The sequence below is a fragment of the Paraburkholderia sp. C35 genome (genome assembly GCF_003121405.1).
Taxonomy (GTDB): Bacteria; Pseudomonadota; Gammaproteobacteria; order Burkholderiales; family Burkholderiaceae; genus Paraburkholderia.
In genome coordinates this window covers 21,433-43,642 of sequence record NZ_QBUY01000033.1, presented here as the reverse complement: position 1 = coordinate 43,642, position 22,210 = coordinate 21,433, and the positions used below count along the sequence as shown (strand labels likewise).

Here is a 22,210-nt window from a genome sequence, read left to right as displayed (position 1 = left end):
TTCCATGAGATCGGACATAAGCGATCACGCGGTTTATTCCATGTCTCGCGTAATCACTTGACGGGGTTTACGACAACTCCAAATATTGCTTTAAGTTTCCACATGAAATAAATGACTTACAAAAACATAAAATCACGACACTGCGAAGCGCTGGATATCTGCCGGACACCATGCGCATACCGTTGATTTATATGTACATTTTTTATGCAAAAAAGTATTTCTTCCACTTTCATTCTGCGCAATTACAAACCCGATACTCTTATCGCGATTGTTACGAATAATTATGCAAGCTTATTAGCCTGGTGAAAGCATAAATCGAATGGAAGGCGTTTAATGCTGACGCGGTAATAACTTTAGCTGACAGGTCTTTTTCCAGTCTGACCTGAATCTTTCATTTTCTGGACGTTCTGGACGGCAGCGGCACGATTTGTCAAATCGCGGCTGCCGGGCGTCGAAAAGCGGTTGCGCTACAGCCTGGGAATGACGAACCGCCCCGCTCCCGTCAGCTGGTCGAGCGACGTGATCTCGCCATCGCGCTCGAGGAACTCGAACGTCGAACCCGGCGCCGACGCAATGCGAAACACGCGTTCGCGCGATGCGATCAGGCGCGCGTCGCGTTGCCCAGGCACACGCAGCCACAAGCTGCCGTCATCGCGATGAAGAACTTCGGCGCAGACGCCCGCAGCCGTTTCATATCTGCCTGCCAAGCGCTGCAATGTTTCCGGCGCGTGCGCAAATTCCTTGCGCATGAAGACCACTTCGTTCTCGACGATCTTCGTCACGAAGCGGTCCAGTTCACCTTCATGATCCGACTGGAAGTTGATTCGCCAGCGCGCATCGTCCTCGGGGTCTTCCGTTTCGGCGTCGAAGCGATCGTAGTGGTAGTGCTTCAGCGCAAGATCCTGGTGCCGGAACCTGAAGCGCAATTGATCGTTCTCGACGGCAATCGAGACCGTGCCGTACGCTTCATGCGCAAAGTCGCCCGCGTAGTCCCGCAACGGATGCGATGGGCTGGTCTGTTCGATCCGGTCGTCATGGCGAGTGCTACGCGCAGCCGATATCGCGCGTCGCCCCGACTCCAGCAGCCCGAACAGCCGCTCGTTCCATGGCGTGATGTCGAGGCCGAGCAGGCGTTCATACAGTTGATAGTGCACGACATCGCGCAACGCCGCGCAATGGTCGCCAATCACGAATACGCCGACTCCAAAGCCCTCTTTCGGCATCACCGACAGTTTCGAATGGAACCCGCTGATGTCGCCGCCATGCGAAGCCAGCAGATGTCCGCGATACACCTCCGTTTGCCTGCCAAGACCATAGGCGGCGTTCAGCACTTCCCACCAGCCGAATTGCTCGGTCGCAACGTTCTGGATCGGGATTGCGGGCGCCATCGTGTCGCGCAGCAGGCGCTTCGATAACACCTGCGTGTCGCCCGCCATACCTTCGCTGGCCAGCACCGACAGCCAGCGGGACATGTCGGCGGGTGTCGACACCATGCTGCCCGACGGCCAGGGCGGATCGCTGGTCCGTTTCGTCGGCAGTTTGCGCAAGGCGTGGCTGTCGCGGTATTCGGTGTAACCGATGGCCAGATCAGGGTGATCCAGCAGATCCGCATAGAGAAACGACGTGTCGTGCATGCCCGACGGTTCGAGAATGCGCTCGCGCACGGTGTCGGTCCACGACATGCAGCCCAGTCGCTCGATGATGTGCGCGACCGCGTAATACATCACGTTGTTGTAGATGAACGTTTCGCGCAGGCCTGCGCTCGGCTTCATCAGATGCAGCCGGTCGAATACGTGTTTCGGCGTCGCGGCTGCGCCGTACGTCATCATGTCGTGGCGCGTGATGCCAGTGCGATGCGCGAGCAGATCGCGCAGCGTGACGCAGCGCGTCAGGATGTCGTTATGAAAACGCAAGTCAGGCAGATACGTGCACAACGGTTCGTCGAATGCAAGCTTGCCGTCTTCGACCAGCATGCCCGCCGCCAGCGCGACGAACAGCTTCGTGTTGGACGCGATGGGAAAACGCGTCGATGTATCGAAAGGCAAGCGCTTGTCGTAGTCGCGAAAGCCATACCCACGCGTCAGAACGGGCGTGTCGCCGATCACGACCGCGACGCCTAGACCAGGTGCATTCCATTGCGTCATGAGCGCTGCAATGCTGTCGTCGAAGCCTTCGAGTCTGTCCAATGGCGTCAATCGAATTCTCCTCGCGTCGGAAGCATGCCATGTTCGCATACTTGCCCGGAAGCATCATCGAGGACTAACCGCCGTCACAGCAATCCAACCAGATTGCCAAGCGCCGCCGACGCATCTCCTTCGCGCCATCCGAGCGCCAGACGCGCCCGCATCTTTGCGCCCTGCACGTCGAGGTAACGCACGCCCTTCACCTGCACCTGAGCGATCGCAGCGGGCACGATGGACACACCCAGCCCCGCCGCGACCAGATTGATCACCGACGACACCTGCGGCGCGGGCTGCGCAAGCTGCGGACTGAAGCCCGCCTCGCCGCATGCGCGGACAATCTCGTCATGCAGCGTCACACCGGCCGGCCCCGGTACCAGCACGAACGGCTCGCCCGCCAGCGCGGTCAACGGCAGACGCTTCTTCGCCGCCAGCGGATGCGTGGACGGCAACACGATCTTCATCGTTTCATCGGCGAAACGATGCGTCTGCACATTGTCAGGCGACGTCATGCCAGGACGAAAGAACACGGCATCGAGTCCGTCATCGAGCAGGCGTTGCAGCAGCGCAGGCGTGTTCGCTTCTTCGAGTGTGAGATCGACGCTGGCGTAGCGGCTCTTGAAGCGCTGGATCAGCGCAGGCACGACGGGGTTGAAAGCGGCCGAACCCGTGAAGCCGATCCGCAACCGCCCTGTCTCGCCGCGCGCCGCCCGCTGCGCAGCACGCGCGGCGCGATCCGCACCGCTCAGCACGCGTTGCGCCTCGCTCAGGAAAGCATCGCCCGCGCCTGTCAGCTCGGCGCCATGTGCAGTGCGGCGAAACAGTTCGACGCCCAGTTCGCGCTCCAGGCTCTTGATCTGTTGACTGAGCGGCGGCTGCCCGATGCCCAGCTTTTCAGCCGCGCGCGTGAAGTTGCGCTCGTTCGCCACTTCGATGAAATACCGTAGATGTCGCAGTTCCATGCTAGTGCTTAAACATATCGCGTTAGCCTGTTTCATATATTGGACAGTATAGCTTCCCAGCAGGACAATTCCTGCGTCACATTCGAAGGCACGTCTTGTCCATGAACGCCGATTCATCCGTTGCGACGCCCACTCGCATCCAGACTTCCAGTACGCATTCGCCCATCAGCGCCGTATCCGGCGTGCGCCCCGGCTCTGCGGATTTCCGCCGCATCAGCATCGCACTCTTCCTGGCAGGCTTCTCGACCTTCTCGCTGCTGTATTGCGTGCAGCCGCTGTTGCCCGTGTTCGCGAGCGAATTCCACATAGGTGCCGCACAAAGCTCGCTGGCGCTGTCGCTGTCGACGGGGTTTCTTGCAGTTTCGATTCTGTGCGCGGGCGCGTTGTCCGAGCGCTTCGGCAGACGCGGGTTGATCTTCGCGTCGATGACGCTGGCCGCGCTCTTCAACGTATGTGCGGCGCTCGAAGTGGACTGGCACAGCATTCTCATCGCTCGTGCACTGGAAGGGCTGGCGCTCGGCGGCGTGCCTGCCGTTGCGATGGCGTATCTGGCAGAGGAAATCGAACCGCGCGGCCTCGGCTTCGCCATGGGGCTATACGTGGGCGGCACGGCGTTCGGCGGCATGATCGGCCGTGTCGGCATGAGCTATATGAGCGATCATCTTTCGTGGCGCACGGCCATGCTGACGATCGGCATCGTCGATATCATTGCGGCGATTGCGTTCTTCGTGCTGCTGCCAGGCTCGCGCAATTTCGTCAGGCGCACGGACCTCAGCCCCGCGCATCACGTCGCGCTATGGCGCAAGCATCTGACGGCATCCACCTTGCCCGCCGTGTTCGCCACAGGATGTCTCGTCATGGGTGTGTTCGTCACTGTCTACAACTACGCGGGCTTCCGGTTAATGGCGCCGCCGTTCAGTCTCAGCGCGACGCAAACCGGGCTGATTTTTTGCTCGTATCTGTTCGGTATCGTGGCCGCATCCGGTGCGGGCGCACTGGCCGATCGCTGCGGCCGCGGGCCGGTGCTGATCGCCGGCGTGGTGGTGGCGGCGCTCGGACTCGCATTGACGTTGACGCATGCGCTCGTGCCTGTCGTACTCGGTATCGTCGTGCTGACCGTGGGCTTTTTTATCACGCACTCGGTCGCGAGTGGCTGGGTCGGACAGCTTGCCGATGGCGCGAAAGGTCACGCCACCTCGCTCTATCTGCTTGCGTACTATCTGGGTTCGAGCGTGCTCGGTTCGTGGGGCGGGTGGTTCTGGCAGAACGGCGCATGGCCGTCCGTCGCGGGATTCGGCTTTGCGATGCTTGCGGTATGCGGCACGCTCACGTTGTATGTCGCGCGCGTGCAGGCACGCGCACACTGATAGACGGAGGATCTCATCGTGATCGATCATCTCGACCATCTGGTGCTGACCTGCACCGACGCGGAAGCAACGCAGCACTTCTATACGAAGGTCATGCAGATGCAACTGGAAACCTTCGGCGCGGGGCGCATCGCGTTTCGCTTCGGCAACCAGAAGATCAACCTGCATGTGCGCGGCAGCGAGTTCGAACCGAAGGCGCACTTGCCTGTGCCGGGCGCGCTGGATCTGTGCTTCATCGCGTCCGTGCCGCTCGATCAGGTGATCGCGCATCTTGCCGCATGCAACTGGCCGATCATCGAAGGACCGGTGGAGCGAACGGGCGCAACGCATAAGATCCGCTCCGTGTACGTACGCGATCCCGATCTGAATCTGATCGAAATCTCCGAACCGATAGCCTAAACCCACGTTAGTAGCAATATCAAAGCGAGGTGACGCGCCTTAATTCTCATTTAATTCCACCTGCCTAAATTGGAAGCATGAAGACACGGAAGCGATATCCAGTTTCAAGCAAGGAGAATGACATGAACAAGTTCACCAAAACCAGCCTTGTCGCCATCGCGCTCGTATTCGCGCAAGCGGCCACCACAAGCGCATTCGCGGCGACGCCGGATCTGCCCTCGCTGCATCAGCAAGGTGCCGTCACCTATCTGTCGGGCGGCGTAGGCAGCGATCAGGCGGCGGCGATCAGAGGCGTCATGCACAAGTATCCGCTCGTGCTCGAATTTGCGGGCGCCACACATCAGGGCAACGAATATCTCGCGGACGTGCCCGTCCATATCACCAATATGAAGGGCGCAACCGTTTTGAAGGCGACTGCAAATGGCCCGTTCATGCTCGCCTCGCTGCCAACCGGCCGCTACAAGATCACCGCGAGCTACGACGGCAAGGCGCAGGAACGCGTGGTGAACGTGTCGTCGTCGGGACATCTGCGCACGTTGTTCGTGTGGCAGACGCATTCGGATCGGAGCGCATCATGAGCGCCGACGCCGATGCACCTGTCGATGAAGCACGGCGTCGCTGGATGATCGCCACCTCGGTGGCGGGCGGCATCGCGGGCGTGGCCGTGGTTACGCCATTCGTCGAATCGTTGAAGCCGTCTGCCTCCGCGTTGGCGGCAGGCGCGCCCGTCACGGTCGACATCAGCCATCTGCAGCCTGGCGACATGATGACGGCAGCATGGCGCGGCAAGCCGATCTTCATCGTCAATCGCACAGAGGCAATGCTCGCCGACGTGCGCGCCGCCGATGCGTTCGTCGCAGACCCGCACACCACACGGCCGTTTTCGATGCCGTTGCCGCCTTACTGCAACAACGAATATCGTGCACGCGCCGAGCGCAGCAATCTGCTCGTGGTGGTGGGTGTGTGCACGCATCTGGGCTGCACACCAAGCCCACGCTTCCAGCCCGGCGCGCAGACCAGTCTTCCCGACGACTGGCCGGGCGGATTTCTGTGTCCATGTCACGGCTCGACATACGATCTCGCGGGACGCGTGTTCAAGGACAAGCCCGCACCGCAGAATCTCGATGTGCCGCGTTATCAATTCGAGTCTGCAAATAGCGTGGTAATCGGCGCGGACGAGCACGGCGACGCGTAGTTAGTCTTCGCAGTTTGATATTCCGCATTGGCCCCTTTAAGATTCGCTTAAGGGTTGGTCGCTATGGTGTTCGCTCCGTCGTCTATCACTGCACGGCAGCTTCGCCGCATTTTTTACATGCCGTTCGACACGTCAGTTCCGTTTGCCGTCATTTTTACTGCACTCTGTTTGCAGCTCGAATAGCCGCATCACTCGCATCACTCATCAACTGGACGCATCGCGTCTATCAGTCCGATCGCGCGCAGGTTCTCTGCCTCACGCGATTGCCATCGCAGCATCCGTCGCTCCGCATTATTCGATCATGCCTCTTCCCGCATTTGTCGCGTCATCGGCGCGCAGTGGCAAAGTCATTCTGGTTTGCGCGCTCAGTTCCGTATGCGCTGCACTGATCTTCTCGCCGCATCGCGCGAAACATGCTGCCGACCAGGACGATGCGAATACCGCGCAATCGCCGTCGCTGAATCGCGATGCAGCCAGCAGCACGCTGCATGCACCGTCCGCGCCTGAAGCTGCGTCTGGGACTGCACCGCAACCCGTCGTCCGATCCGCGACCGTGAGAAGCAGCTTTGCAGAGGCGGCGCAGCGGCTCGGTCTGGACGACCGCACCACGGCCATGCTCGCGCATGCCTTTGCAGGCGAAATCGACTTTCGCCGCGACCTCAAGCCCGGAAATACGATCAGTCTCGTTGTCGATCCACCGGCCGCGAGTGCATCCACAACACCAACACCAGCGTCAGCGGATACATCGCCGCAGGCATCCGAAGCCGATGACACGCCGCTCGCCGTGCGCATCGAAACGGGCAAGTCCTCGCACGATCTGTTTCTCTACCGCAATCTGGATGGCAAGCCGTTCTACTACACCAAGGACGGCACCAGCACGACGCCTTCGTTCTCGCGCTATCCGCTCGCCTATGAGCGCGTCTCTTCGGATTTCGCGCTGCGTCGGCTCGATCCCGTCACGCACCGCTGGCAGAGCCACGACGGCGTCGATCTCGCCGCGCCCGCGGGCACGCCCGTGCACGCGACGGCACGCGGCACCGTGAGCTTCATCGGAAGACAAACGGGATACGGCAAAGTGATCGTGCTGCGCAACCCGCCGCCCTATCAGACCGTGTTCGCCCATCTGTCGCGCTTCGCAAAGGGCCTGCATCGCGGGGCGCAAGTGCATCGTGGCCAGGTGATCGGCTATGTCGGATCGACAGGCTGGGCAACGGGTCCGCATCTGCACTACGAAGTGCATGTCGATGCCGTGCCAAAAGACCCGTTGACCGTCGCGCTGCCGGGCAACGACCCGCTCGATCCGACCGAGCGCGCGCAGTTCGCGAAGGAAGCGGACCGTCTCGCCGCTTTGCTCTAACGCACGAGGCCATCGATAGCCATGACATCCTTGCTCCACGCCCGGCCAACGTGCTGAAATTTCATCTGCTCATCATGCTGTTGCTGCTCGCGAGCCTTGCGCCAGCGATGGCCCACGCGAAACGCGCCGCGCTCAAACCCGCCGTGCTGGCACGCGCGGCCATCGTCGTCGATATGACGACAGGCCGCACGCTCTACGCGAAGCACGCGGACGAACGCCGCCCCATCGCTTCGCTGACCAAGCTGCTCACGGCAATGGTCGCCGTCGATGCAAAGCGTTCGATGATCAAGCCGCTGCGCGTCACCGACGCCGATGTCGATCGCCTCAAGTGGTCGCGCTCGCGTTTGCCCGTGCATTCGCTGCTGTTGCGCAGCACGCTGCTGCATATCGCGCTGATGTCGTCGGAAAACCGCGCGGCGTTCGCGCTGAGCCGCGACTATCCGGGCGGGCGGCCCGGCTTCGTGCGCGCGATGAACCGCACCGCCAAACGCCTGCAGATGACGCGCAGTCACTTCGTCGATCCTACCGGCCTGTCGCCGCACAACATCTCGACGGCACGCGACCTCACGCGGCTGGTGCGCGCCGCGTATCGCTACCCGGTGATCCGGCGTTACTCGACGGCACACCAGAAGCTCGTGCTGGGTGGCGACGGCCCGCTGATGTATCGCAACACCGATCCTCTCGTGCATCGCGCGTCGTGGCATGTCGGGCTGCAGAAAACCGGCTTCACCAACGAAGCGGGACACTGCCTGATCATCGTGACGATGGTGCGCGGCCATCCGGTGCTGATCGTGCTGCTCGGCGATCCCAACGCGCAGGCGCACTTCCAGGACGCCGTCGATCTGCGCCGCTGGCTCGTCGCCGCACATCCCTGAGCGCCTGTGCAGGCTTGCGAGCGCGAAGGGTCCGAACCCACGCTGCGCTGTACACTTCCGGGCAACGCCGCCGTGCTGGCGGCTTCCTGAGCGATCCACCATGGACCGGATAGACGCAATGAAGGTGTTCGTCGCGACGCTGGACGAAGGCAGCCTCGCGGGCGCGAGCCGCCGGCTTGGCCGTTCGCCCGCCGCGGTGAGCCGCGCGATCGCCTTTCTCGAAGCGCACGTCGGCTCGCCGCTCCTGCATCGCACCACGCGCACCATCAAGCTCAGCGAAGCGGGCGAACGCTACGCAGCCGCATGCCGCCGCATCCTGACCGACCTCGAAGAAGCCGACCTGCTGGTCGCAGCAGAACGCTCCGCGCCGCGCGGCGTGCTGAACGTCACCGCGCCCGTCGCGGCGGGCCAGGACATGCTGCGCGCGATCCTCGAAGATTTCATCGACGAATACCCTGCCGTGTCGGTGCGACTGCATATGCTCGACCGGCCCGTGAGCCTGATCGACGAAGGCATCGACGTCGCGCTGCGCATCGCGCATTTGCCCGATTCGACCTTGATCGCGATTCCCGTTGGTGAAGTGCGGCGCGTGGTGGCCGCTGCGCCGCGCTATCTGGCGAAACACCCGCAGATCCGCGAGCCTTCCGATCTCGAGCAGCACCAGATCATTTCGATGACGCACTTCGGCGTCGATTCGTGGAGCTTTCCGCCCGCCGAAGGCTCGACCGTCGCGCAGGTGGTCAACTTCTCGCCGCGCCTGATCGTCAACAGCATCGAGGCCGCCGTCGCCTCCGCCGTCGAAGGGCGCGGCGTCACACGGATGTTCTCCTATCACGTCGCGCAGCAAGTCAAGGACGGCCAGCTGCGCATCGTCCTGCGCGACAGCGAGCACGCGCCTCTGCCCGTGCATCTTCTGACCCCGCACGGGCGCCTGTCCGTGCCCAAGGTGCGTGCGTTCGTCGATTTTGCCGCGCCTCGCTTGCGCCGCCAGTTCAAGCAGCTGCAACGTATCACCAACCGTGATTGAATCGATTCGCGGAAGAATGTCTGCCGCATGGCGTGGATTCTCTCTGCGTTCGACCGAATCTATATTTGCTCCATCGACATCGGGCCGGCATGGCCCACTGGACAACGGAGCAGACGAATGGGTGCAGAGCAGAAAGTGGCGATCATCACGGGCGCGTCGCAAGGTATTGGCGCGGGTCTGGTGAAGGCGTATCGCGACCGCAATTTCCGCGTGGTCGCGACCTCGCGCTCGATCAAGCCGGGCGACGACGCCGATATCGCCACCGTGCAAGGCAATATCGCCGATGCGAAGACCGCACAACAGGTGATCGACGTCGCGCTGGAACGCTTCGGCCGCATCGACACGCTGGTCAACAACGCCGGCATTTTCATCGCCAAACCGTTCGAAGCCTACACACCGGAAGACTACAACGCCGTCATGGCGACCAACGTCAACGGTTTCTTTCATATCACGCAGCGCGCGCTGACCGTGATGGGCAGAAAGCGCAGCGGCCACGTCGTGAACATCACGGCGAGCCTCGTGGACCGTCCGCGTGCGGGCTTGCCTGCCGCCATGGCAGCGCTGACCAAAGGCGGCCTGAATGCCATCACGCGTTCGCTTGCCATCGAATATGCACCCGTCGGCATTCGCGTAAATGCCGTGGCGCCGGGCGTGATCAAGACGCCGCTCCATCCTCGTGAGCGGCACGAAGCGCTGGCGCGCTTTCACCCGCTCGGGCGGCTGGGCGAAGTGGCCGATATTGCGGAAGCGGTGCTGTATCTGGAATCGGCAAGCTTCGTGACGGGCGAGATCCTGCACGTCGATGGCGGCAGCAACGTCGGCTCCTGAGCCTCGGCTTCATTGCATCAGCGGATTGAAGGAATGACAGCATGAATCAGCCCACCTCAGCCGTCGCGCTGCGCGGCGCGCGCGACGTTGCAGCCCCCGGCTACACCGAGCGCAACCAGCAGTACTGGATGCGCAATCTGTTCGTCTGCGTATTCGGTTCGTTCACGACGCTCGTGAGCCTGAGCATGCTGCTGCCGTTTTTGCCGTTGTATGTGAAGCAGTTGGGCGTTCAATCGCAGGCGGACGTGATCCAGTGGTCGGGTGTCGCGTTCGGCGCGACCTTTCTCGGCACCGCGGTGACTGCGCCGCTGTGGGGACGCCTCGCCGACCGCTACGGGCGCAAGCCGATGCTGATTCGCGCCGCGCTGGGCATGGCCGTCGTGATGTCGCTGATCGGCATTGCGCACAATGTGTACGAGCTGGTCGGCTTGCGTCTCGTCGCGGGTCTGGTGGGCGGCTATGCATCGGCTTCGACCGTAATGGTCGGCACACAGGCACCGCGCGAGCGTGCCGGATGGGCGCTCGGCCTGCTGTCCACGGGCGCGCTGGCGGGCAATCTGATCGGGCCGCTGATCGGCGGGCTGCTGCCGGGCTGGATCGGCATACGCGGCACGGTCTTCGCAGGCGGCGCGGTGATCGCCATCGCGGCATTGCTGACCATCTTCGTCGTCAAGGAAGACTTCCATCCCGATACGGACTCGAAGCGCAAAACCAGCAGCGGCGCAGCGGGCGAACACGCGTCCCGCACGCACTATGCGGTGGTCGGCGCACTGCTCACGACGGCGATGATGGTACTGCTCGCCAACATGTCGATCGAGCCGGTGATCACGGTGTATGTCGGCAGCCTCGGCGTCGAACCGGACCGGCTGGCGCGTATCGCGGGCGTCGTGATGGCCTGCTCCGCGTTCGGCAGCATGTTCACGGCAGCGCGGTTGGGCGCGCTGGCGGACCGGATTGGTGGATGGAATGTGATCATCGGCTGTCTGGTCGTGACGGGCCTCGTGATGATTCCGCAGGCGTTCGTGCATCAATGGTGGCAACTCGCTGTGATGCGTGCGCTGATGGGCATGTCGCTGGCCGGCCTGCTGCCTGCCATTGCGAAACTCGCACGTCATGCTGTCGACGAGAGCAGGACAGGCCAGATGCTCGGCTATCTGCAATCCGCGCAGTTCAGCGGACAGGTGCTTGGCCCCGTGATCGGCGGGCAGATTGCCGTGTACTTCGGCCTGCATTCGGTGTTCTTCGTCACCGGCTCGCTGCTGGTGCTGTGCGCGGGCTTTGCGCAATGGGCGCGCGGGCGCCAGGGTTCGCCCGCTTCGTAGCACGCTGCACGGGTCTGCGATCTATGCGTATACTTCGCCGGTGGACTTTCGACATATCGGCAACTTCACGCTGCATCGCAGTCATTCGGGAGCGACAGTCATGTTCATTGCAATGAACCGGTTCAAGGTAGCGCCAGGCTCGGAAAGCGCATTCGAGGAAGTGTGGACCACGCGGGACACGCATCTGAAAGACGTGCCCGGCTTTGTCGAGTTTCATCTGCTGAAGGGACCGCAGCGCGACGATCACGTGCTGTATTCGAGCCATACCGTGTGGGCGAATCGCGCGGCGTTTGAAGCGTGGACGCAATCGGAAGCGTTTCGCGCGGCTCACCGCAACGCGGGCGGCGAAAAGCGCGCACTCTATCTCGGGCATCCCGAGTTCGAGGGTTTCGAGGTGCTTCAGACCGTCAAGTAACACAGAGGGCGCGTCATGCACGCCAACCCTGCCGCTCTGGCGGAAACAAGTTCTCCCGTGTTTCAGGCGCATGGCGATGGCTATGCGTTCGGCAATGCGGCCATTGCGCTCAGTTGGAGCATGGCGGAGCGTTCGATTGACGATGTGTCTATCGTCGATCGCGCTCATGGGCGCAGCATTAAGGTGATCGCGCCATTCATGATCGGCTTCGCCGATGGAAGCGAGCTCGGCGCGAAAGATCTTCATGTACTCGCGCCGTTGCGTGAGGAAGCGTTGCCCTTTGATGTGGACGCGCTCAGGCAAGCCGGACGTATTCCTGGCAAGCGCATTGTCGTTACGCTCGGAGACAACGCGCAACGGTTACGCATCGAATGGAGCGTCGAGCAACGCGACCACGCGCTCTATCTTCGTCATCATCTTTCGATCACCGCCCTCTCGCACGACGAACCGATTACATCGGTTTCGCTATTCCAGAGCGATGCGCCTCATGCGCACAGAGCGGGCGATCTCGCCGCAGTACCTGTTATCGATGGCAACGTGTATCTGGGCTTCGAACTTCCGATGTCGGAAAGCGAAGTACGCGACGATATCGCCAGCTTCCGTGTAAAGCGCGCGTTGCCGCTCGAAAAAGGAAAGACGCTCACTTATTCGTTCGTTGCAGGCGTATACCGCGAAGGCCAATTGCGGCGCGACTTTGCAGCCTATATCGAATGCGAACGCGCCCGCCCCTATTCGCCGCTTCTGCACTACAACTCGTGGTGCGACATCGGCTTTCTGACAAAGTACACGCAGGAGCAGGCAATCGAGCGCATTCATGCAATCGGTCATGCGTTGCACGAGAAGCGCGGCGTGCAACTCGACGCCTTCCTCTTCGATGATGGATGGGACGACTACAGCGGCGCATGGACATTCAGTCCGGCGTTCCCCGACGGCTTTATCCCATTGAGGGACGCTGCAGCGGGTTATCGTGCCGCGCCTGGCGTCTGGCTGTCGCCTTGGGGCGGCTATGGCCCACCCCGAACGGAACGCGTCACGCGTGGCCGCGCAACGGGATACGAGACGACAGGCGACGGCTTTGCACTCTCGGGGCCGAAGTACTATCAGCGCTTTCATGAAGTCGCGATGGACCTTCTTACGCGCCACGGCGTCAATCACTTCAAGCTCGATGGCACCGGCAACGCGAATACCGTTGTCCCTGGCAGCCGCTTCAACAGCGATTGGGACGCGGCCGTCGAACTGATCGACGCGATGCGTCGCGTGAAGCGCGATGTGTTCGTCAATCTGTCGACGGGTACGCAAGCGTCGCCGTTCTGGTTGCGCTATGTCGACTCCGTGTGGCGCGACGGTGCCGATTATGGTTTTGCGGGCGCGGGCAGCGACCGTGAGCAATGGATCACGTACCGCGATGCGCAGACATATCGCAATGTCGTTTGCCGAAGTCCGCTCTTTCCGCTTAACTCGCTGATGCTTCACGGCATCATCTATGCGCAGGAAAACAAGCGGCTCAATAGCGATCCGGCATATTCCTTTGCCCACGAAGTGCAGACGTACTTCGGCAGCGGCACGCAATTGCAGGAACTCTATGTGACGCCGTCACTGTTGCAATCGCGTGACTGGGATTGTCTGGCTCAAGCCGCCCGTTGGGCGCGAAGCCACGCCGACGTGCTGCGTGATTGCCACTGGATAGGCGGCGCGCCCGACAAACTTGAAGTGTATGGATGGGCCGCGTGGACGCCTTCGATGGCAATCGTCACGCTGCGCAACCCCGCCGAATTCGCGAATGATTTCGTGCTCGATCTTCAGGCGCAACTTGAGTTGCCTGATGCTTCGGCAAGCATGTTTGGCGTGCGTTTTCCGTTTGGCGAAGGTGATTCAAATGTGCCTTCACCGTTAGACGCATTCCGCCAGCAATCCATTCGGCTTGCACCGTTTCAGGTCTTGACGATGGAGTTGTATCCCGTTGCGCGTTAGGCAAGTGTCGAAGCTAAACTGACGGGACGCGCTACAGTTTGATGCAGATCGAAAATCAACACCGTATTATCACCAGCGCTTAAAAACGGTGCCGGGCAATAGAGCCGCTCTTGCGGCCCAATATGCCAGTAGCGTCCCAGATTGTGCCCATTCACCCAGACGACACCTTTTGTCCATTCACTCATGTCGAGATAGACATCGGCGGTGGCTTCGATTGAAAGCGTCGCAATGAAGAAGAGACCTGGTTTATCCGGGTTGCTACAAAGCGGACGCAAGTTCTCGACAAACGAAGTCTCCATTGGCAGAAGCACGACTTCCCATTCTGTCAAAACCTCGTGCGCGCCTCCCCGACGATGCAACACAACCGGATCTTCGATTCCCTTGCGGTCTATCATCGGATAGCCATAGTTCACCCGTCCCATGCCTTCGACCAGAACATCGAGCGCGGGCGCCTTGTCTTGCACTAAAGAAACATCAGGTAGCGCAACTGGCGCGCGATGCACGACATTCAGCGGCAACGCGAGAGGTTCCGGCATATCCACACGCGACACCGCGCCCGCATACCGATCCCCTACGAAAATCGTCGCATAGTCATGCACGTCGCCTATATCGAGCGCACCGCCTTCATATTGCATCAGGCGCTTGCGGTACAGCACGAAGCCCGATACCTGGCCATACATCTCGAACGGCTGTGGATGGATCGACTGCGCCAAGGGTAACGCTGCCGGAAGATTGTCCCAGAGCGACGCGTAACGTTGCGGCATCAAACGGCGAGTGCCGTTCGAATCCGTCACCGGAATCGTCGCGATGGGTGGGGGCACATCCGGCAATGGCGAAGACAGATAGCCAGCAATGATGCTGCGGTACTGCATATAGCGCGGCGTAGCTACGCCCTGCTCGCTAATCGGCGCCGCGTAGTCGTAGCTGGTGATGTCGGGCTGGTATGCGTCGCTATCAGGGTCCAGATTTGCACCTGCATAAAAGCCGAAACTCGTGCCGCCGTGAATCACATACAGATTGAACGACAGGTTCTTGCGCATGAATGCATCGAGTGTTGCCGATAGATCGACGGACGTGCCTTGAAACGTTGCGTCGCCCCAATGCGTGAGCCAGCCCGGATAGACCTCTCCAGCCATGGCGGGCACCAGCGGAAACACCTTGCGCACGGCCTCTATCTGCGCCGCATTGCCGTTGCTCAAGGCAATGGCACCTCCAGCAACATTGGACTGATTCTGCTGCAACTGGACGATGCCGTCCTCTGTGTAAAACGGCCCGCTTATTCCATGACGAATCCAGAGTTGCCGCAGTTCCTCGAGATACGCGGGGTTGCAAGCGAACGATCCAAATTCATTTTCGATCTGGATCATCAGGATCGGACCACCGCTTTCAGTCATCAATGGCTTGATGCGCGGCGCAAGCTCGTCGATATAGCGTTCGACGGCAGACATGTAACGTGGGTCAGTGCTTCTGTCCGTGCGCAGTTGAATGTCCTTGTACTTCAGCAGCCATGAAGGGATGCCGCCGAGATCCCATTCTGCGCACACATATGGACCTGGCCGGAACAGCACCCACAAGTTCTCTGCCTGACAAAGACGGATGAATGCTTCGATGTCGCGATTGCCGGTGTGGAAGTCGAATGCGCCTTCAACCGGCTCGTGATAATTCCACATCACATATAGCGCGATGGTGTTCATACCCATCGCTTTCGCCATTTGGATGCGATGCTGCCAGTACTGAACCGGAATGCGCGCCGGATGCAACTCGCCGCTGCGAATCTGAAACGGTTCACCGTCGAGCAGAAAGCCCTCGCCATTCGCAGCGAAACCGAAAACATGCGGCCCATTCGGTGTCGTCGATGCCCGATCTGTCATGTCTGCAGGCTCCTTCAAGCGCTTACGCACGAGAACAGCTTACACATTACCGCACGCTTCATCTCGCCATCACACCGCGCTGGCTATCTGCTCCCGCAACCAGCGATGGGCAGGATCGCGATGGCAGCGCTCATGCCACAGCATCCCCATCTCGTAGCCTGGCACATCGACAGGCGGTCTGACGACCCGCAATCCGCTCATATTGCGCGCAAGCCGCTCCGGCACCATCGCGACGAGATCGGTGCTCGCGAGCACGGACAACATGAACAGAAAGTGCGGCACAGACAGCACGACATGCCGCACCAGTCCTACTTGCGCGAGCGCTTCATCCGTTACGCCGCGAAATCCGCCACCATCAGGCGAAACGATCACATGCTCGAACGCACAGAACTGCGCGAGCGTGGGCCGCCGCTTCAGTCGTGGATGATTCTCGCGACCGGCTAATACATAGCGCTCGGTAAATAGTACACGCCGATGCAGGCCCAAAGGTGATTCGTCGCTAGTGTGAAAAGCCAGATCGATATCGCCGCGTTCCGCCTGCTTCGCGATATACGTGGGCTTCATCTCGACCACGGACAGCCGCGTAGCCGGCGCAGCCGCGCGCAGTGTGCCCAACGCAGGCAACAGCACGGTCGATTCGCTGTAGTCGGTCGCAGCCAGTCGCCAGATGTTCGTCGCCGTGGCCGGATCGAACGCTTGCGCGGGCGAGACGACCTGTTCCAACGCCTCCAGCGCTTCGCGCAATGGTTGCCGCAATTCGTCCGCCCGCGCGGTGGGCCGCACGCCGCGCGGACCCGGCAACAACAGCGGATCGCCGAATATTTCACGCAGCTTCGCGAGATGCACGCTCACCGCGGGCTGCGAAAAGTTCAACCGTGCCGCGGCGCGCGTCACGTTGTGTTCCGACAGAAGCGCATCGAGCGTGAGGAGCAGATTCAGATCGAGCCGTCTGAGATTATTCATCGTTATACCTGTCATATCACCAATTCATTTCTAATATACCTGACAGGTGCTTATGCTGATTGCTGTGAATCACGGAGATCGAAACATGAATGTACTGCTCGTCTATGCGCACCCCGAACCGCGTTCGCTGAACGGCGCCTTGAAGGATTTCACCGTATCCCGTCTGGAGGCAGCGGGACACAGCGTGCAGGTGTCGGATCTGTATGCGATGAACTGGAAAGCATCACTCGATGCGCGCGACAGCACCGGTGCGCCTCTCGGTGATCGCTTCGACCCAAGCCTCGATTCGAAGCATGCGTTCGAAAACGGCTTGCAAAGCGAGGACATCGCGCTGGAGCAAAAGAAGCTGCTATGGGCAGACGCGCTGATCCTGCAATTTCCGCTGTGGTGGTTCTCGATGCCCGCGATCCTCAAAGGCTGGGTGGAACGCGTCTATGCGTACGGCTTTGCATATGGTGTCGGCGAACACTCCGATGCGCGGTGGGGCGACCGCTACGGAGAAGGTACGCTGGCAGGCAAGCGTGCCATGCTGATCGTCACGACGGGCGGCTGGGAATCGCACTATGGCGCGCGCGGCATCAACGGACCGATCGACGATCTGCTGTTTCCGATTCATCACGGGATTCTCTACTACCCCGGCTTCGACGTGTTACCGCCGTTCGTTATCTACCGGACCGGGAAGATGGATGAAATGCGCTACGCGGCGACGTGCGAGACGCTTGGGCAACGCCTGGACAATCTGTGGACGGCTCCTCCCATTCCATTCCGTCCGCAAAATGCCGGTGCGTACGAGATTCCCGCGCTCACGCTGCGCGCCGACATCGCTTCCGGCAATACGGGATTCGCGCTGCACCACATCCAATCTTGCGAGTCCCAATCGCCCTAAGCCATGGAGCCTGGCGCGATCGGGTGCTGCACGCCGGAAAATAAGCTAGGCTCCGTCTGATGGTGCGAGAAAACGCTGCAACTGCTCATCGCGCCAACGCACGCGCATGTCCCAATCGTCGAGCGCCAGCAGCGCACGCCGTTGCCGCGTCACTTCCTGTACGAGACCGTCGGTCCACGGATCTTGCTGCCCGCGCTCCGCGCCCATTCGCGCATACGCCGGTCCCATCTTCTGCGCATGCGACTCGATGCCACCGCGCGTGTTCAGATCGACAGTCTCGAACGGGCCGATGACACTCCAGCGTCGTCCCACCCCCAGTCTGACGATATCGTCGATGTCCGCCACGGATGCCACGCCATCGCGCACCAGACAATACGCCTCTCGCAGCAGCGCCCCTTGCAGACGATTGAACACGAAGCCTTCCACTTCGCGATGGACCGCAATCGGCTTCAACCCGGCGCGCGTGTAGAGTTCAGCGGCCCGGTCCGCGAAACGCTGCGCCGTGAACGCAGAAGGCACCACTTCGATTACCGGCAACAGGAACGGTGGATTCGCCGGATGCCCGACGAGGATGCGCTCCTGCGCGGCACAGCCTGCTGCGATCTCACCAGGCTTCAACGCCGATGTCGAGCTTGCCAGAACGGTATCCGGATGCGTGATAGAAGCTAGCCGCGCAAAGAGTTCACGCTTGAGCGCCAGCTGCTCGGGAATGCATTCCTGTACCAGGTCAGCACTCTCTACTGCTTCGTCGAGATCGACGTGCCAGCTCACCCGCGCACGCACCGTACTGTTCGTCGCGTCCGCCTGACTCAAGCCCGACAGCATCGCGAGCTTGTCGTCGAACTCGCGTTGTCCACGTGCAAGCGCATCGCCATAGACGTCCCACATGCGCACGCGAAAACCCGCGCGCGCAAACACCACGGCGAACGCGACACCAATCGATCCCGCGCCAAGCACGCAAACAACTGTCGATGCATCGTCGCGCGTTGTAGTCATATCGCCGCTCATTCGATCTCCCACCAGCTTCTGTCGCCGTCATAGCCCTTCTGCAGCATCGCAACGACGGCTTCGTGTGTCAGCGCACGCGGATTGTTGGCGATCAGCCGCGTCGCCTGCATCGACTGGCTGGCAATCGCTTCGAAGTGCTCGGGCCGGATGCCGATCGATTTCAGATCGAGCGGTGCGCCCACCGTTTCGAGCAGCGCTTCGACGCGCCGTATCGCGGCATGGGCCTGATCCACAAGTGGCTGCGAGGCGTCCGCAACCCCGAAGATGCGGCCAATCTCCGCGAACGCATCGACGCGCGCCGGCAGATTGAAACGCATGATGTACGGCAGCAGCGCGCCAACGCCAAAGCCGTGCGGCGCGTCGCTATAGGTGGCCATCGGTGACTGGATGGCGTGCGCGCCCGCCGTGCCTGTCGTGTTGATCGCCATGCCCGCGCAATACGCGGCGAACATCACATCGGCGCGTGCATCGACATCATGCAGATCGCGAACCACGCCCGGCAGCCCCGTATTCAGCAAAGCCAGCCCATGCGATGCAAACAGATCCGTCAAACGGTTCTTGCCCACATACAGCTTCGTAGCGATCTCCTCGGGCGACGGATTTTTCGCCTTCGCGGTGAACGCCTCGATCAGATGCGACAGCGCATCGGCACCCGTTGCAGCCGTCAGCCCGCGCGGACACGACAACGTGAGCTCAGGATCGATGATGGCAGCGTATGGCTCCAGATGAGGACTCGCAATGCCGAGCTTCATCCCTTTCTCGCGGTCGTAGACCACCGAGATACAGGTCACTTCCGCACCTGTGCCGCCTGTAGTCGGCACCGTGATGACAGGCAAACCCGGCGACGGCACGCGGAACTCGCCGTAATACTCACGCACGTCATGCTGGTTGACGAGCGCGACGGCGGCGACCTTAGCGAGATCGAGACAGCTTCCGCCGCCGATGCCGATCACGGCATCGATGGGCCGCGCAGTGGCACTCGTCGCATAGCGGCTGACGACGGCAAGCACGTTTTCACGCGGCAGATCAGGCTCCGTTTCTGCATAGACGGAAACGGCGATGCCCTGCGCCTGCAATCCGCTGCGGATTTCATGAAAGGTTTCGCTCGCCGCCATGCGTGCATCCGTCACGACGAGCACGGACGATGCGATCGACTTTGCGATCAATGGCAATTGCCGCCGCTGGCCGGGTCCGAACAAGACGCTCTTCGGTTGACGCAGCAAACCAAGGCCCAATGTGTTGTCGTTCATGCCAGCACCTCTTCTTCGCGCTTGACTGTGAGCGCCATGTACTTCGGTTCGAGAAATTCGTAGATACCGTCGTGCCCGCCTTCGCGTCCGAGTCCCGATGCCTTGATGCCGCCAAACGGCGCGGCAGGGTCGGCCATGATGCCGCGATTGATGCCGACCATGCCGAAGTCGAGCCGCTCACCGAGCGCAATCGCTCGCGAGATGTCTTGCGTGAAGAGATAGGCAGCGAGTCCGTAGCGCGTGTCGTTGGCAAACGCGAGCGCTTCAGCGGCGGAACGTGCGGGGAAGATCGCCGCGACAGGCGCAAACAGTTCTTCGTCGCACAACGCAGCGTTGATCTGCGTAAAGCGGATCACAGTCGGCTGATAAAAGTAACCGTCGCCTTCGATGGGCGCGCCGCCTGTCAGCACCTGTCCGCCGGATTCCGCAAGCTGCGCGACGAGGCGCTGCACGCGTTGTCGCTGTCGTTCGGAAATGATCGGGCCGACATCGACAGCTTCGAAGCCATTGCCAACGCGCAGTGATTCAGTGCGCTCGACGAACTTGCGCGTGAACTCAGCCTCGACGGCTTCGTGCACGATGATCCGGTTCGCCGCGACGCAAGCCTGGCCCGCGTTACGAAACTTGCAGACGATCGCATGTTCGACGGCAGCGTCGATATCGGCATCGTCGAGCACGATGAACGGCCCGTCGCCACCCAGTTCCATCGATGCATTGATGATGTGTTTCGAAGCCTGCGCAAGCAGCGTGCTGCCGACGCCCGTCGAACCCGTAAAGCTCACCTTGCGCAAGCGCCTGTCGGCCATCAGCGCGGCCGATACGCCCGACGCATCGGTCGTATGCACGAGATTGATCACACCCGCAGGAAAGCCCGCGTCTTCCAGCACCTTCACGAAGAGCGCGGAAGTGAGCGGCGTCTCACTCGCCGATTTCGTCACGACAGTGCAGCCCGCCGCGAGCGCCGCGCCGGCCTTGCGGGCGATCATCAGCAGCGGGAAATTCCACGGCGTGATCAGCAGGCACGGACCCACCGGCTGATGCGACGCGACGATGCGATAACCGCCGTGCGAGCCATCGGCGTATGTGCCATGCAGATGCGCAATCTGTTCGGCGTACCAGAGAAAGAATTCCGCCGACAATTTGAATTCGCCGCGCGACTCGGCGAGTGGCTTGCCGCTTTCCAGCGTCATCGTTTCAGCGAACAGGTCGGCGCGTTGCACGAGCAGCGCATGTGCCTGATGAAACAGATTCGCACGCGCTCGTGGCGACACGCTGCGCCATGCATGTTGCGCGGCGACGGCGGCATCGAGCGCTTCCATCGCGTCGTCGACGGAGCCGTTCGCGACCTGCGCCAGCACGCTTCCTGTGGCCGGGTCCAGCACGTCCAGCGTATCTTGCGTTGCTCGCCATGTACCGTTGATAAACAGTCCACGCGGCACGGTGTCATTCAATCGACCGTTATGTACTTTCATTTGCATGCTGCTTCTCCATCCATTTCTTTGAACACTCGTTGTTCTCAGTCCGGTATTACGCGCATACCGCATGATCAGCAGATGAGAACTCGAGCGCAGTGATAAGATTTGTCGCTACACATTCAGTGAGGTCAGGTTCATGGCACGGCCCGTCGTCGTGGAACGGCATGCAGCACCGCTGCGGCAGCAAGTCGTGAAGCTCATTCGCGAGCAGATTCTCGACGGCGAAATCGCACCGGGTGAAAGGCTGCTCGAAAGCACGCTGTGCAATGCATTCGGCGTGTCGCGCACCGTGATCCGCGAAGCCTTGCGCCAGCTCGAATCCGAACGGCTCGTGACTGTCGTCGCGGCGTTCGGCCCGGTCGTCACCGTACTGACGCAACGCGATATCGAATCGATCTACCGCGTGCGCGAAAATCTCGAAGGTCTTGCGGGCGAACTGTTCGCGCTCAATGCGACCGACCAGCAGGCCAAAGCCATGATCAAGCTGCTCAAGCGCATGGAACGCGAATTCCTGCATGGCAGCGTCGGATCGCGCGACACCATCAAGAGCGAGTTCTATGCACTGTTGCTCGCAGGTGGCGGCAACGATGTGCTTGCGGAAACGATGGCCGTCATTCATGGCCGCATTGCATTGTTCCGCCGCTATGCATTCGTCGACGATGCGCGTGTCGCCATTGCGATGAACGAATTGCGCCATATCATCGATGCCGTGGCCGTGAATCGGAATGCCGACGAAGCACGCAAGGCCTGCGAAGCGCACGTGCGGCTCGCTGGCAAGCTCGCCGTCGAGGAATACGCGCGGCGTCTTAAAGAAGGCGTCCCGGTGACCGATTCCGTCGCCTGAACTTCGTCGCTTCAT

Annotated in this window: 20 protein-coding genes; 13 read left to right on the top strand and 7 right to left on the bottom strand. The window is 61.1% G+C overall.

The annotated features are described in order from the left end of the window. Positions 1-467: 467 nt before the first annotated feature. Both DK391_RS20615 and DK391_RS20610 read right to left on the bottom strand, forming a co-directional pair. Positions 468-2,195, bottom strand: a complete 1,728-nt coding sequence (locus tag DK391_RS20615; RefSeq protein ID WP_109479830.1) for a serine hydrolase — start codon at positions 2,193-2,195, stop codon at positions 468-470. A 74-nt stretch (positions 2,196-2,269) separates the two neighbouring features. Further along, positions 2,270-3,142 carry a LysR family transcriptional regulator gene (locus DK391_RS20610; protein WP_109479829.1) on the bottom strand — a complete coding sequence of 291 codons (873 nt, stop codon included), beginning with the start codon at positions 3,140-3,142 and terminating at the stop codon, positions 2,270-2,272. Between the two features lie 101 nt (positions 3,143-3,243). Between DK391_RS20610 and DK391_RS20605 the strand changes: the two genes are divergently transcribed. From DK391_RS20605 to DK391_RS20555, 11 genes are all read left to right on the top strand, one after another. Then, a complete protein-coding gene (locus tag DK391_RS20605; RefSeq protein ID WP_109479828.1) occupies positions 3,244-4,509 on the top strand; it encodes an MFS transporter in 1,266 nt (421 codons plus the stop codon). An 18-nt stretch (positions 4,510-4,527) separates the two neighbouring features. Further along, positions 4,528-4,908 (top strand): VOC family protein, encoded by a 381-nt coding sequence (locus DK391_RS20600; protein ID WP_109479827.1) that lies wholly within the window; start codon positions 4,528-4,530, stop codon positions 4,906-4,908. Between the two features lie 122 nt (positions 4,909-5,030). After that, the gene (locus DK391_RS20595) at positions 5,031-5,486 is read left to right on the top strand and encodes a carboxypeptidase-like regulatory domain-containing protein (RefSeq protein WP_109479826.1); all 456 of its coding nucleotides are present in this window, start codon (positions 5,031-5,033) and stop codon (positions 5,484-5,486) included. Beyond that, entirely contained in the window at positions 5,483-6,103 is a 621-nt protein-coding gene (gene petA / locus DK391_RS20590; RefSeq protein ID WP_109479825.1) for a ubiquinol-cytochrome c reductase iron-sulfur subunit, read from the top strand. Before DK391_RS20595 ends, petA begins: the two co-directional genes overlap by 4 nt. Positions 6,104-6,404: 301 nt before the next feature. Continuing rightward, positions 6,405-7,460: a M23 family metallopeptidase gene (locus DK391_RS20585; RefSeq protein ID WP_109479824.1), complete on the top strand. Its 1,056-nt coding sequence runs from the start codon at positions 6,405-6,407 to the stop codon at positions 7,458-7,460. A gap of 50 nt (positions 7,461-7,510) precedes the next feature. Beyond that, the gene (locus tag DK391_RS20580) at positions 7,511-8,335 is read left to right on the top strand and encodes a serine hydrolase (RefSeq protein WP_109479823.1); all 825 of its coding nucleotides are present in this window, start codon (positions 7,511-7,513) and stop codon (positions 8,333-8,335) included. 100 nt (positions 8,336-8,435) lie between these two features. Beyond that, positions 8,436-9,362: a LysR family transcriptional regulator gene (locus DK391_RS20575; RefSeq protein WP_109479822.1), complete on the top strand. Its 927-nt coding sequence runs from the start codon at positions 8,436-8,438 to the stop codon at positions 9,360-9,362. Between the two features lie 117 nt (positions 9,363-9,479). Then, positions 9,480-10,190, top strand: a complete 711-nt coding sequence (locus DK391_RS20570) for an SDR family oxidoreductase (protein WP_109479821.1) — start codon at positions 9,480-9,482, stop codon at positions 10,188-10,190. A gap of 41 nt (positions 10,191-10,231) precedes the next feature. Beyond that, positions 10,232-11,512 (top strand): MFS transporter, encoded by a 1,281-nt coding sequence (locus DK391_RS20565; RefSeq protein ID WP_109479820.1) that lies wholly within the window; start codon positions 10,232-10,234, stop codon positions 11,510-11,512. A gap of 100 nt (positions 11,513-11,612) precedes the next feature. Beyond that, entirely contained in the window at positions 11,613-11,927 is a 315-nt protein-coding gene (locus DK391_RS20560; RefSeq protein ID WP_109479819.1) for an antibiotic biosynthesis monooxygenase, read from the top strand. A gap of 15 nt (positions 11,928-11,942) precedes the next feature. After that, positions 11,943-13,898, top strand: coding sequence for an enterotoxin (locus DK391_RS20555; RefSeq protein WP_109479818.1), 1,956 nt, complete (start codon positions 11,943-11,945; stop codon positions 13,896-13,898). On the opposite strand, the gene DK391_RS20550 is transcribed toward DK391_RS20555, so the two are convergent. Both DK391_RS20550 and DK391_RS20545 read right to left on the bottom strand, forming a co-directional pair. After that, a complete protein-coding gene (locus tag DK391_RS20550; protein ID WP_109479817.1) occupies positions 13,895-15,769 on the bottom strand; it encodes a beta-galactosidase in 1,875 nt (624 codons plus the stop codon). The two genes, DK391_RS20555 and DK391_RS20550, sit on opposite strands and share 4 nt — an antisense overlap. Before the next feature lie 69 nt (positions 15,770-15,838). Continuing rightward, positions 15,839-16,732 carry a LysR family transcriptional regulator gene (locus tag DK391_RS20545; protein ID WP_109479816.1) on the bottom strand — a complete coding sequence of 298 codons (894 nt, stop codon included), beginning with the start codon at positions 16,730-16,732 and terminating at the stop codon, positions 15,839-15,841. 85 nt (positions 16,733-16,817) lie between these two features. Between DK391_RS20545 and DK391_RS20540 the strand changes: the two genes are divergently transcribed. Beyond that, on the top strand, positions 16,818-17,618 hold the full coding sequence (locus DK391_RS20540) for an NAD(P)H-dependent oxidoreductase (protein ID WP_109479815.1): 801 nt from the start codon (positions 16,818-16,820) through the stop codon (positions 17,616-17,618). Positions 17,619-17,663: 45 nt separating this feature from the next. Here DK391_RS20540 and DK391_RS20535 read toward each other — a convergent pair whose 3' ends face one another. From DK391_RS20535 to DK391_RS20525, 3 genes are read right to left on the bottom strand one after another with little or no spacing between them, the layout of a single operon-like run. Continuing rightward, entirely contained in the window at positions 17,664-18,614 is a 951-nt protein-coding gene (locus DK391_RS20535) for a 3-hydroxyacyl-CoA dehydrogenase (protein WP_109479814.1), read from the bottom strand. Positions 18,615-18,622: 8 nt separating this feature from the next. After that, a complete protein-coding gene (locus tag DK391_RS20530) occupies positions 18,623-19,876 on the bottom strand; it encodes an iron-containing alcohol dehydrogenase (RefSeq protein WP_109479813.1) in 1,254 nt (417 codons plus the stop codon). Continuing rightward, positions 19,873-21,354, bottom strand: a complete 1,482-nt coding sequence (locus DK391_RS20525) for an NAD-dependent succinate-semialdehyde dehydrogenase (RefSeq protein WP_109479812.1) — start codon at positions 21,352-21,354, stop codon at positions 19,873-19,875. The genes DK391_RS20530 and DK391_RS20525 overlap by 4 nt, the downstream gene beginning before the upstream one ends. A 133-nt stretch (positions 21,355-21,487) precedes the next feature. On the opposite strand from DK391_RS20525, the gene DK391_RS20520 reads away from it, so the two are divergent. Further along, positions 21,488-22,195: a GntR family transcriptional regulator gene (locus DK391_RS20520; RefSeq protein WP_109479811.1), complete on the top strand. Its 708-nt coding sequence runs from the start codon at positions 21,488-21,490 to the stop codon at positions 22,193-22,195. Positions 22,196-22,210: the final 15 nt, after the last annotated feature.